General features: G+C 39.5%; 6 protein-coding genes and 1 pseudogene. 3 read left to right on the forward strand and 4 right to left on the reverse strand.

Annotation, left to right across the window (positions count from 1 at the left end; translation table 11 throughout):
• Nucleotides 1-2 precede the first annotated feature (2 nt).
• The 4 genes and pseudogenes from HO345_RS12305 to HO345_RS12320 form a co-directional block, all read right to left on the reverse strand.
• Nucleotides 3-2,540 (reverse strand): ribonucleoside-diphosphate reductase subunit alpha, encoded by a 2,538-nt coding sequence (locus HO345_RS12305; RefSeq protein WP_253683153.1) that lies wholly within the window; start codon nt 2,538-2,540, stop codon nt 3-5.
• Between the two features lies 1 nt (nt 2,541).
• Nucleotides 2,542-4,146, reverse strand: a complete 1,605-nt coding sequence (gene murJ, locus HO345_RS12310; protein ID WP_253683154.1) for a murein biosynthesis integral membrane protein MurJ — start codon at nt 4,144-4,146, stop codon at nt 2,542-2,544.
• Nucleotides 4,147-4,218: 72 nt separating this feature from the next.
• Complete coding sequence (locus HO345_RS12315; protein WP_253683155.1) at nt 4,219-6,375, reverse strand: methyl-accepting chemotaxis protein; 2,157 nt, start codon at nt 6,373-6,375, stop codon at nt 4,219-4,221.
• A 268-nt stretch (nt 6,376-6,643) separates the two neighbouring features.
• Nucleotides 6,644-8,817, reverse strand: a pseudogene (locus HO345_RS12320) (methyl-accepting chemotaxis protein).
• A 272-nt stretch (nt 8,818-9,089) separates the two neighbouring features.
• Between HO345_RS12320 and HO345_RS12325 the strand changes: the two are divergent.
• From HO345_RS12325 to HO345_RS12335, 3 genes are read left to right on the forward strand one after another with little or no spacing between them, the layout of a single operon-like run.
• The gene (locus tag HO345_RS12325) at nt 9,090-9,686 is read left to right on the forward strand and encodes a TetR/AcrR family transcriptional regulator (RefSeq protein WP_253683156.1); all 597 of its coding nucleotides are present in this window, start codon (nt 9,090-9,092) and stop codon (nt 9,684-9,686) included.
• Nucleotides 9,687-9,725: 39 nt separating this feature from the next.
• Entirely contained in the window at nt 9,726-12,194 is a 2,469-nt protein-coding gene (locus HO345_RS12330) for a PEP/pyruvate-binding domain-containing protein (RefSeq protein ID WP_253683157.1), read from the forward strand.
• Between the two features lies 1 nt (nt 12,195).
• Nucleotides 12,196-13,563 carry an MATE family efflux transporter gene (locus HO345_RS12335; protein ID WP_253684606.1) on the forward strand — a complete coding sequence of 456 codons (1,368 nt, stop codon included), beginning with the start codon at nt 12,196-12,198 and terminating at the stop codon, nt 13,561-13,563.
• The last annotated feature ends 22 nt before the right edge of the window (nt 13,564-13,585 follow it).

Genomic DNA, 13,585 nt, shown 5'->3' on the forward strand with positions numbered 1-13,585 from the left:
TTCTAAGAGCTGCAGCTTTCGCATTCCTCGACTTCGAGGGAGCGGCTTCGCACATAATAGATTGACTTAAGGCCTTCTTCCCAAGCCTTTACATAGAGCGAAAGCACCTTGCTGAAGGTAAATTCGTTTGTAATGTAAAGGTTTACGGATTGACCTTGGTCAATATGGCGTTGCCGTAAGCCTGCGGCTCTTATACTCCAGCCTTGTTCAATATTGTGGGCGTTTTTATAAAGCCAATAGGTTTCCGGTGAAAGAGAGGGGGCAACCCTAGGCATTAGAGAACCTTTTTTCTCTTCTAAAAAATACTTATTCATAATCGGGTCTACGCCGGCAGTTGTGCCTGCTATAATCGAGGTTGAGCTTGTAGGTGCGACGGCCAAAAGATAGGCATTCCTCATTCCGTTTGATTTTACTTCCTCTGCGAGAGTCTTCCATTTTTCATCAACATAATTCCGTTTTTTAAAATACTCTCCTGTCTGCCAATCACTTCCTTCAAAGTAAGAATAGGAGCCTTTTTCTTTTGCAATCTGTGAAGAAGCTTTGATTGCTGCATAATTTATTCTTTCAAAAACTTTATCTGCAAAGTTAAGGTGCTCTTCGCTTTCCCATGCAATGCCGTTTTTTGCAAGAGCATGATGATAGCCCGAAGCACCCAAACCGATTGACCTGTATCGGCTATTGGTAATTTGTGCATAGGGAATAGGATAAAAATTTAAGTCTATAACATTGTCCAAGGCACGCACTGCCGAAGAAACGATTGTGTCAATTTCTTTTTCATCGTTTACATCTATGTTTCCGAGAACAAGGGAAGCCAGATTACATACAACAAAGTCTCCGGGGATAGTAGTTGTAGCAACGACAGTATCTCCGTCTTCAGCTTTTATTTCGATGCTTTTAGTTTTTATCTCGCTCATATTTTGAGAAATTTCTGTGCATAGGTTTGAGCAGTAAATCATTCCCTTGTGGGGGTTAGGATTTGTTTTGTTTGCATGGTCGCGGTTAAAAGCAAAGGGGGTACCCGTTTCGACAGCCGATTTTAAGATTAAACGAACCAACTCTTTTATAGGAATTTCTCTTTTATTGATGCGGGAATCGGCAACGCAGTCTTTATACCTCTTTTCCCATTCTTCTCCGTAAAAATCTTCGAGGGCATAGCCCTTGATTTTTAAAATTTCATGGGGACACATTAGGTGCCAAGAAGCATTTATATCATCGCGGACTGTTTTCCAAAAAAGATCGGGATAGCAGACTGCCGGAAAAACATCGTGGGCCTTCATTCTGTCATCTCCGTTATTGGTGCGGAGCTGTAAAAATTCGGGGATGTCCTTGTGCCAAACATCGAGGTAGACGGCGACCGAGCCCTGCCTTACTCCAAGCTGGTCAACGGCAACAGCCGTATCGTTTGCAAGTTTTATCCAGCGGATAATTCCGCCTGCCGCTCCCATAAACCCGCGTATGGGCGAACCGACAGCCCTGACCTTCCCGAAGTAGAGCCCCATACCTCCTCCGAATTTGGAAACCTTGGCAAAATTATCTATGCTGCGGTAAATACCGTCAAGAGAATCGGGAACCGTGTCTATAAAACATGAAGAAAGCTGATGATAAGGCTTTCGGGCATTTGAAAGGGTTGGTGTCGCCATCGTAACTTTTAAGCTGCTTGTCATATCGTAAAAACGCCTTACCCATTCAAGCCGGTTTGATTTTTCTTTCATTGCCAAGTGAAGAGCAATGCCTAAAAACATTTCCTGAGGCGATTCAAGAACGGTGTTTGAATGAGTGCGAATAACATAGCGGCGTAAAAGAAGGTCTAGGGCGCTGTAGGTAAAAAGTTTATTTCTTTCTTCGTTTATAAATGAAGCAGCCTCTTCCAACTCATCTCGGCTATAGGCTTCGCAAATATATGTCCCGTAAAGACCTTCGTTTTCAAGGTATTTGATTTTTTCATAAAAAGAATGAATCTGCCTTTTTTCAAGCTCGGTTTTTAGTTTTAATTTAAATTGAAGCATTAAAAGGCGAGCCGCAATAAATTCCCAATCCGGGGCATCTTGGGCGGTTAGTTCGACGGAGGCCTTAATAAGCATAGCGAGGGATTCGGTCTCGCTCATATTTTCTTTTCTAAAAGAAAGGAATTTATGTGCAAGCAAGTTTAGGCTGTACTCGTCCGAAGTAAAGTCGTTTTGAATCTCGGTAAGAATAGGCTGAATTTCTATTGTATCAAAAAAGCGGCTTATCATTTGACGGGAATCCCGCCTCTTTGTGCGGCCGACACGGTAGAGTATAAAGTTTTTTACTTCCGCATAGTAGTTGTGCTCTATTAAAGTTTTTTCTACCAAGTCCTGAATTGTTTCGACCTGAACAAGACTTCCGCTTTTGGTAAGCTCCAATATGTCTTCTTCTATTTCTTTTACCAAGGGCGGAATGAGAGTATCTAAATCTTTATGCGGAGAGTTTTCCACACTTTTAAAAGCGGAGCGGATAGCTCCTTCAATTTTTTCCGGCTCGTAATTTTTAGTTTCACCGTTTCGTTTTATGATTTGCATTTTATTTTTCCTTTAAGCGTCTTAAAATTATGTTTGCTGTTCGATCCTTAGTTATAAGTAAAAGGCCTGCACCAAGCCCTGCAAAAATAATAAAAGAAATAAAAACAGGAACTCCTTGTCCGATAAGTTTTCCGAATGAAGCAAATGGAGAATAAATCTTATCCTTTAAAAAATAAAGGGGAATTGAGGCTGCAATCGAAAAAACAAATATTTTTGCAATAAATAAAAGGGCCGGGAAGATGAGCTTTTTTATATCAAGAGCCTTGTTCTTTTTTAAAAATATTAAGAGAATTATTGTGTTTATAAATGAAGCTATCGTCAGGGCAAGAGCGATGCCGTTTCCTCCCATAGGGCCTGCCAAAATAAGAGCGAGCAGGATATTTACCGCAAAGCAGATTATCCCTGCGATTGTCGGGGTCTTTGAATCGCTTTGGGCATAAAAGGCAGGAGCTATAATTCTGTTTGCTGCAATTGCAAAAAGCCCGATTATATGAAACTTAAAAATTCCAAATGTTAATTTTACCGAAGCATCATCGAATTTATTGCTTTTGTAAATGAGGATGATTAAATTTTCTCCCGATAAAAGAGAGAAAAAGGTTGCGGGTATTGTGATTAAAGCTATCACTTTTATAGCTTGTAATAGTACCTTTTGAAATGTCTCCCAATCTTTACGAAGGGCCAAGGCCGACATTTCGGGGAGGATTACCGTGCCTACAGAAACGGCAAATATTCCCAGCAACAATTCTTGAAGTCTCATAGAATATTGTAAGCTTGAAGCTATTCCAAGACCTGCCGAGGTTGCAAGCGAGGTCGAAACTAAATCGTTTATTTGATAGGCTGCCATGCCGATTATGGTCGGACCGATAAGGGCAAGGACTTTTTTTGTTCCCGGGTTTGAAAAAGTTTTTGCAAGGCTTGTAATCTTAAAACTAAAACCCGTCTTTAGAACAAAGGGTAGCTGAAAAACCGCCTGCACAAGGCCTCCTGCAACAACACCGTATGACATTGCTGCTGCAGGATCTCCAAAAGGTTTTGCAAAAATGTAGGTAGAAGAAATGACGATTATGTTGAATAAAATAGGCGTAATGCCTGAGGGGGTAAAAATCTTTACTCCGTTTAAAATGCCTTGAAAAAAGGCGGCAACCGAAATTAAAAATAAATACGGAAACATTATCCGTGTTAAAAAAACGGTAGAATCATAGTCTGCAATGTTTTTAAAAAAAAGTTTTACTATCAGCGGAGAAAGTATTATGCCCAATGTAACTACAATGGCTGTCGAAAAACTTACAAGAGTAAAAATAGAATTTAAAAACTCGTTTATTTCTTTTTTTGTTTTTTCGGATTCTTGCGAGTCTTTGTGCTTTTGCAGATAGGCATTAAAGGTCGGAATAAAGGCAACGGTTATGCTGTTTTCGGCAAAGAGCCTTCTAAAAAGATTGGGAAGCATAAAGGCTGTGGCAAAGGCATCCGCCAATGGCCCGGTCCCTAAAAAATGAGACATAGTCATCTGGCGGACAAGTCCTAAAATCCTTGACCCGAAAACTAAAAGAGAAAGTTTTGACCCGCTTTTTACGAGAGATTTATTTTTATTTTCAACCTTACCCATAACAATAAAGGATTATACAGGCTTAGCGTTTATAATGCAAGAGTCTGCCGATATAAAATCTTTACCGTTTAATCAAACCTTAAACTTGCCGACTTCAGCAGCCAGATTTTCAATACTGGTTTTGTTCTTTTGGGTTATTGCATTTACTTCCTGAACTGCTTTGTTTATCTGAACAGCACCTGCTGCCATTTCGTTCATATTGTCGGTTATCATACGGGTTAAGTTATCAAGCTTCAGCATTTCCTCTGCGACCCCCTCACCGCCTTTCAGCATCTCTTCGGAACCGGCTTGCACTTCTACCGTTACCGTATTGATATTTTTAATTGCTCCGAGGACCTCTTTGCTTCCGTTCTCCTGTTCTCGCATCGCTTCGGTAAGGCGGTCGCTCATCGATTTTACCTGTTCGGACAAATTAAAAATCGTATTGAATTTGTCTTCGGCGGTTTTAGAAGAAACCGAAAGAGATTCTATTTCGCTCGATAAGGTTTTAAGCGTAGACGTTATCGTCTTGCCTTGAGTTGCCGAGTCTTCAGCGAGCTTTCTGATTTCATCAGCTACAACGGCGAACCCTTTGCCTGCTTCGCCTGCGTGGGCAGCTTCAATAGCGGCGTTCATTGCGAGCAAATTGGTTTGGCTTGCAATATGCTGAATAACACTTGAAGCTTCAATGAGCGAGCCGGACTCTTCTGCAATTTTCTGTGTTACGCTGTTTGAGGTTACAATCGTTTCTTTTCCGTCTTCAGTTGCCGATGCAAGATTTTTAACAACATCATAGGTTTTTTCAAGCGTTTGAGTAATGGATGCGATGTTGGCAACCATCTCTTCTACTGAGGCCGAAGACTGAGCAACGCTCGCTGCCTGATGTTCGATACTGTTATTCAGCTGTTTTATAGTGCGTACAATTTGTTCAATTGTAGCAGCAGTTTCTGTTACGCTTGCAGCCTGAGTAAGGGTTTGGCTCTTGACCCCTTCAATATTTGCACTGATTTCATTTATAGCACTTGCCGTTTGAGTCATATTGGAAGCAAGTTCTTCTCCTATGGCTTCCATTGAAATCGAATTTTCACCGACGTTTTTGATTGCGGCGCCTATTTTTTCAATTGTTTGATTGAAGTATTCGGATAAATCGGTAATTTCATCATTTCCGGCAACAGGAAGGCGAACAGTTAAGTCTCCTTCTCCATGTGCAATATCTTTTAACGCCGTAACCATTTTTCGAATAGGCTGGAGCATATAGTGAGCGACGGCATATATAACGGCAAGAGTAATAATCAAAATGATAATACCTAAAATTCTTATACTCATCCTCAAATCGTCTACCGTTTTTATGAATTCTTTAACCGGTGCTTTAATAATGACCGTCCATCCGGTAATTTTGATCGTCGCATATGAAGCGATATTTGAAATATCGTCATAATCATAGTAGCCGAGCTCACTATCATCGGTATCAAGGGCATGCTGCAAAAATTCCGCTAGGGAAGCAAGGTTTTTATTGTTCTTACCTTCTTCAATCATATTCCTCTGCTTGGTTACCATATCAAAATTTTTGTGTGCTATAACGGTACCCTTTAAACCGAGTATATAGCATTCACCTGTTTGCCCGACTACGATGTCATCGATTTCCTCAGAGAGGAGCTTAGCCGGAACGGCCGCATTGAGTACGCCAATTACGGCATTATTGTCATCATAAATCGGAACTGCAAAAAGGATTTGCATATTGTTTGTTATGTGTGAAATTGTAGGCTCGGTAATAAAGTTTTTACCCTGTGAAGCGGACTTAAACCATTCTCTGTCACTTACGGACATATGAAGTCCGGCTCCATCATATCGGTTGCCCTGCATATCGCAGATGCCGAAATAGTCTATCTTTTTGTTGCGTTCGGCTTCTTTTATAAGAAGTTCTGCTTTTTCGGGTAAAGTCATCGAATTGTCGCGTAAAAACGGCATGCGGGCCAAACCTTCAATAAATTGAACAACGGAAGATACTCTTCCATCGATGACTTCTGCTATGTCGGTCGCTTTATCGGTTAGATGTGCTTCTACTTTTTCAAGCACGGCTTTACGTGCATTTCTTATCGTAATTAGAGCTGCAATTGTGAGCGCAGCCGCAATTAAAAAGCCGAAAATTAAAACCAGTTTTTTTCGCAATGAAAACCGCTTTTTACCTGTTTTTGCAATCTGATTTTTCTCATTATTTTCCTTATAGGAAATTCCGCCGTTCTTTGTCATTTTAAGACTCCTTGCAATATAGGGAAACCTCGAAAAACTTTTTGTTTTTCGAGGTTTCCCTTAAATTTATTCGTGCGGAGGGTTTAATACCCCGACGCTCTGCGTCGTAACAAAGGGTATTAAAGCCGACTGAACCACCTTATGAGAACAACAACCCCGACGCTTGCGTCGGGGTTGTTGATTCACGACGTTTTTTAGATTTACATTTCCGCCGTTTTTAATATACTTATTTTAGCGCATTTCGTCCAGTGTTTTTTTATGATTCTCCTTATACTTTAAATTTAGAAACCTCATTGGAAAGATTTTCAATACTTACTTTATTTTTCTGTGTAATGTCGCTTACTTCTGCAATGGCAGCGGTAATTTGATCGGCTCCTGAAGCTATTTCGTTCATACTATCGGTTGTTTCGAGTGTTATCTCGGCGAGTTTGTGCATTTCCTGTTCTATTTGAGTGCCGCCTTCAAGCATTTCAGCTGAGGCTGAGTCAATTTCGCTTGTTACACCGTTTATTCTCTTAATAGCATCAAGTACCTGCCTTCCGTTTTCTTCCTGTTCGCTCATTACTTCCAAAATAGAATCTTCTTTTTCGGAGATTTGACTAACCAAGTTGTATACATCGATAAAGGTCTTTTCCGCTTGAGAACCGGCCTCTGTAATGTTGCGTATAATTTCCGTTGTCTCTTTTATAACCGCAGCAATTTGCTTTCCTTGCAAATTAGAGCCTTCTGCAAGTTTTCTAATCTCGCCGGCGACAACTGCAAAACCCTTACCGGATTCGCCTGCATGGGCTGCCTCTATTGCGGCATTCATTGCCAAAAGGTTGGTTTGACTCGCAATATTTTGAATGATTTGGCTGGCTTCAAGAAGAGATGCCGATTTTTCGGCGATTTGCTTTACAATCTCATTTGCAGTTCTTGCCCCATCTTTACCTACTTTGGTTTGTCCGTAGACTGTTTTGATAAGCTCGTTATTTTCATTAAGCGTTTTAGCTATTTTAACGGTATTTTCTGCCATGTGCGTAATGACTGCAGAAGATTCGTTGATACTTTCGGTCTGCATTTCGATACTTGAAACGAGCCTGCTAAGCCGCCCATTGATTTGTTCCACCGTTGCAACGGTTTCGGTAACGCCGGCAGCCTGAGACATGGCTTTTCCTTTTACGCCTTTAACGTTCTCGCCTATCTGTTTAATTGCAGCTGCCGTTTCTTCCATACTGCTTGATAGCTGAGACCCGATTGAGCTCATTTTATCGGCTTCATCTTTTAAAAGGCATATCATAGTATGACTGTGTTCGATTGCGGTATTGAGGTTCATCATAATACGTCCGACTTCGTTATTCTTTTTTATCTTTACCCTATCGGTAAGGTCTCCTTCGGCAATTTTGCCGAAAACGGTTTCAAGCCGCTTAAAATAGCGTTTAAGAGCCTTTGCAAAAATAAAAGCCAATGTAAAATAAAGGACGAACATAAAAAGACCGATAAGAATCATATTTTTTAAAAGCGTATAAAAAAGCGAAAGTATTTCGTTTTGTTCGATAAAAAGAGCAACTTTCCAATCGAGGCCGGAAAGTGAAAATACTGAAACCTTCCATTTCTTTCCGTCAAGCATAATAAAAGCCGAACCCTCTTTCATTTTGTCTATTTCGTTAAAGGCAGAAATGCCTGTTTCTTTTAATATTTTTAGATTGGAGTCTGTATGTTTTGGGTCAGCTAAAATCAACCCATCGTTTTGCATAAGCATACAATAGCCGGAAGTACCTATACTGATGCTGTCTATAAACGAAGTCAAGTCCGCAAGGTTTATATCTATACCTATAACCCCGATAAATTCTCCCGCATCATTTTTTACGCTTTGCGCAATTGTAAAGACGAGGTTGCCGTCTATAGATGTATACGCTTCCGTTATTACAGGTTTTCCGTTTGCTGCTGCGGCGTTTTTGTACCAACCCCGTTCACGCGGGTCAAACCCCTTCGAAACTTGTTTATCTTTCAGCCCTATGAAGCCGCCCCATTTTGTACCCATATATATTTCTGTAAAGTCCGTATAATTCGCTTTTATAAGGTTAAATTCCGAAACAATATCCTGTTCTGTTTTTCCGTTATGCGATACTTCCCGATCCTGCACAATATAACTGTAAAGTGTTTCGTCGGCATTTTTGACGGCGGGATTTTCCGCAAGCATAGTAATGGCATTTTTTCCGTTCCGGATAAAAAGATTTATGGACTTTTCAATATTGGAAAATTGCTGCTCAGTAAATTCATCAAACTGGGCGATGTTCTTTTTATATAGCTGGAAGCCTACAACCGCACAAATAATGGCTACGATTGAAATAATTGTTACTGTAATCGCCCGTAAAAGGGAGCCGTAATAGATGCAGTTTTTTTTCTAATAGCGCCGTCCTTAGTTTTTTGGAGTGAAGGTAATGTAACTTTTTCTTTCATTTTGTCAAATCCTTTTTTCTATTATATAGAATACATTAATTATATCAATATTTTTATTTTTCGGCAAGTCACTTGGGGCGGGTTGATATTGGGTTTAAGTTAATAGGGGAAAGAAAAAGGAATTATTATGATAATATCAGCCGCCGCAATTATTCTATGAATAAATTATAAAATATTCATTGACATAAAGTAAATATTTTGATATACTAGCAATGAATAAAAGACAGAATATTCATTTCGATGTAAAATGAAAATGTACTGAGGAGGGGATGATGGCAAAAGCATTTACCGAACAAGAAAGAATCAAAATAAAAGAAAAGATATTGGAAGCGGCGCTGGAGCTATTTCACGATAAGGGGACGAAGGCACTGAGTATAGCGGAATTGACAAAACGGGCAGGTATTGCGCAGGGGAGTTTTTATAATTTTTGGAAAGATAAAGAGGCTTTGATTATGGAACTCATTGCATACCGATCAAGCCAAAAATTAAATTATATTGAAAAGAAATTTTCGAATTCACTCTCCGATCCGGCGGAATTTCTTACGGACATAATATACCGATATTCGGTTGATCTTATGGTAAAAATGCAAAAGCAGCCCATGTATGAAGATGCTTTTAAAATACTTGAAGCAAAAAGACTAAACGAGGTTCATAGGATTGAAATTCTATATGATGACTTTTTAACGAAGCTCATAGAATATTGGGAGCAAAACGGTTCGATTAAGCGGGCAGATAAAAAAGGCTTATTGAATGCGTTTAGCGGGAGCTTTTTATTATGTTCTCATTATTATCAATTTGATAAAGAGTATTTTAATGAAATGCTGCTGACATTTATATCCGGAATAGTAAATAAGTATATAGAAAAATAACGGTATAGTTTTGAAAATTTTAATTATGGAGGAGCAAAAATGATACTTGATTTTGCACAAATACATAAGGATGACATATTAAGGGCCGGCGGCAAGGGTGCTAACCTTGGAGAGATGACTGCTGCGGGAATAAATGTTCCGAAAGGATTTGTCATTACCGCAGAGGCGTATCGGGAATTTTTAAAAGAGAACAAAATAGACGAAATTATTTTACGCACTCTCGTAGAAAAGCAAACGGATGAACAGGCATTGCTATCTGCAGCCGGAGAATTTCGGAAAAAAATCATAGCAGGACATTTTCCCGCTCAATTGGAAAAAGAGATAAGAGAGAAATACGCTGAACTCGGAGAATCGGCGAGAGTTGCAGTGCGCTCATCGGCAACGGCGGAAGATTTACCCGATGCGAGTTTTGCAGGTCAGCAGGAAACTTATTTAAATGTGCAAGGCATAGAGGATGTATTGATTTACATATGTCATTGCTACGCTTCACTGTGGGGTGACAGGGCGGTAAGTTATCGTTTTAATCAGGGATATAATCAAAGTACTGTTGCGATTGCAGTTGTCATTCAAGAAATGGTAGAAAGTGAAAAAGCCGGTGTTTTGTTTACGCTTAATCCGGTAACGCAAAACAAAGATGAAATGCAGATCAATGCAAGTTACGGATTGGGTGAGAGTGTTGTAAGCGGACGCGTAACGGCGGATAATTACATTGTAAACAAGTCAGGTAATATTATTGAAATAAATATCGGAAGTAAAGAAACGCAAATCGTCTATGGCGATAAGAATACAAAAGAAGAATCGGTAAGCGAAGCAAAAAGAACAGCTCGGGCATTGAATGATGTCGAGATTGCCGGTCTTGTAAAAGCCGGATTAAAAATAGAAAAGCATTACGGTATGCCGATGGATATTGAATGGGCAATACGAAAGAACGAAATATATATTTTACAGGCACGCGCAATAACAACCTTAAAAAACAATGATGATAAAAAACTTATTCAAAAATATATTCAAAGCAAGCCATTAACAAAAAGTACAAAAGAAAATATGGCATTTCTGCTTGAAAAGATGCCCTTTGCATATCGGGTGCTGGACTTTGATTATATGATGGCGATTAACGACCAAAAAGCAAGGATATTCGCGGAAGGCGGTCTTGTTTTTAATTCAAATCCTGCAATTGATGACGACGGTATTCAAACGATTTTTAATGTCAAAAAAAGGTTATCGTTGAATATTTTTCATATCTTTAAAATAATACGCATGCTCAAAAACTTCGACTATTGTTCGGAAAAGTGTAAAAAATTTATTGCGCATTATGAAAAAGAGATAGAGCGTATTAAAACTTTAGACTTTCAAAATATGAGTTTGGCGGAATGTAGCAAATTCATGGAAGAAAGTTATGAGCTCGTTCAACAGCTTGCTTATGACAGATTTAAATACGCCTTGTTCCCGTCTTTTTTTATGAGTAAAAAATTCACAAAAATAATTAAACGAGTAGATAAAAATTATTCTGCATTTGATTTTTATTGGGAACTCAATAATAAAACAGCCGTCATTGCAAACGATATTTCACGCATAGCCGATGAGATAAAGAAAAATGCCGCTCTAACCGAAGCCATACTATCCGGAGAAAAATTCAACACCCTGTGTGCCGGCTTTCCCGAATTTAAACGGCTCGCAGATGATTTTATAAAACGCAACGGTTTTAAGTCGGATTACAACTGTTATTGTATTGAAGCAAAAACATTTATCGAAGATTCCGACAGGCTTGTCAATATTATACGCCCGTTATTAAGTGCCGACGTTCAGGATTCTTATAATGAAAAAGATAAAAAATACTCAAGTTTAATGCAGAACTTACAGCGTATTTATGGAAACAAATATCCTCGTATAGAAAAAGATATACGGAACTTTCGATATTTGCATGTTGTCCGCGAAGAATCACAATATTTGTGGGAAGCTGTCTTTTATTATGTCAGGCAGTGTATAAAGCGGATAAATATTCTTTTATTAAACAGCGAAGATTATAAACACGGAATTGTAAATCTTTTTCATCGTGAATTAATGGAAGTGCTTAAAACGGGACGGCTAACCGATGTCTATAAAGAAAAGATAAGAATACGGAATGAAAAATTTCCGCTTGCGGAAAAAGTTTGGGAAGCTTCAAAATTACTTGTGTTTGATTCAAGAGGCGATGTGCTGAAAGGAGTAAGCGGAAGTCCGGGGACTGTTGTAGGAAAGGCGTGCCTTATCTGCAAGCCTGAGGAATTTTATAAAATGCAAAAAGGCGATGTACTTGTGTGTCATCTTACGGATCCCGAATGGACTCCGCTTTTTAAACTTGCAAGTGCTGTCGTTGCAGATACAGGTTCCGCGTTAAGTCATGCTGCGATTGTCGCTCGGGAATTTAATATACCGGCAGTATTGGGTGTAGGTTTTGCCACCGCAAAATTTAAAGACGGCGATTTTATAAAAGTTGACGGAAACAAAGGCGAAGTGCGGAGCTGTTGAGATGGATTCAAAAGAGCTGAGACGGTTTAACATTTTAACAAAACCTATTTTTTCGCTGTTAGTTAAAACTTCAATTCCGACAATAGTCGGAATGTTGATCAGCGTTATATATAATTTGACCGATACTTTTTTTGTCGGCCGCTTAAATAACAGAGCGATGATTGCGGCAATCGGCATTGTGTTTAGTTTTGTCAGCATTATTCAGGCAATCGGTTTTTGGTTCGGCTACGGCAGCGGTAATGCAATGTCAAAAAAAATCGGAGAACAAGACTATGCGGAAGCGGAAATTATGTCCTCGATAGGAATTGTTCTTGCAATTATAACCGGTATTGTGATCGCAATCGGAGCAAGTATTTTTATTGTAACGCTTTCAAAACTCATCGGAGGAAGTGCATCTCAAGATGTACTCAGCTTTACCGTTCAGTATTTAAGGATTATTATCATCAGCATTCCGTTTAGTTTATATTCACTGACGGTTTATAATCAGCTGCGTCTTTGCGGAAATGTACGCGACGGAATGATCGGGCTTCTTTCGGGAATGCTAAGCAATATGGTGCTTGATCCCGTACTGATGTTTGTTTTTAAGCAGGGGTTTATCGGTGCAGGATATGCAACGCTTATCGGTCAGATTATCGGGTGTATTGTATTGACGCTCTTAGCAAAAAGGCACGAGAGTATTTCTTTCAATCTAAAAAAAGTTCAATACAGCAAAGAGCGTATGTATCATATTCTTGCGGGCGGTATGCCCAATTTTTCGCGCCAGGCAATTACCTCCGCCGCATTGGTTTTACTTAATGTTAAAGCGGCACAATACGGAGAAAGCTTGATAGCGGCTTTAACGGTAAGTTCAAGAGTTGCCGCTTTGGCTTATATGATTATGATCGGGTGGGGACAAGGCTTTCAACCGATTTGTGCAATGAATTACGGTGCCAAGCAATACTCAAGAGTAAAAAAAGCTTTTATTATTACTGTTTCCGTCGGAACAATTTTTTTAACGGCCGCCTCAATAATCTTATTTCTCTTTGCCGAAAAATGTATCGGAGTTATGTCTGGCGATAATGAGGTAATTTTTGCCGGAATTAAGATACTGAGAATGCAATGTTTTTCGCTTCCGCTTTTAAGCTTTTTTGCCGTGAGCAGTATGTTCATGCAGAACATCGGTCATTATTTTTCATCCCTCCTTATATCGATTTCACGGCAAGGCTTTTTTTACTTACCTCTTTTATATATTCTGCCCGCCCTATACGGAAAGACCGGCATTTACCTGCTGCAGCCTTTCTCCGATGTTTTGTCGTTTTTGTTTGCCGTTGCGGTAGTGTACAGGTGGTACTCGTCCGGGGCGTTCAGTTCAGCTTTAAATGCAGGATAAACGAAACCTTTAAATGCAGAGT

This window comes from Treponema denticola, from assembly GCF_024181645.1.
Taxonomy (GTDB): domain Bacteria; phylum Spirochaetota; class Spirochaetia; order Treponematales; family Treponemataceae; genus Treponema_B; species Treponema_B denticola_A.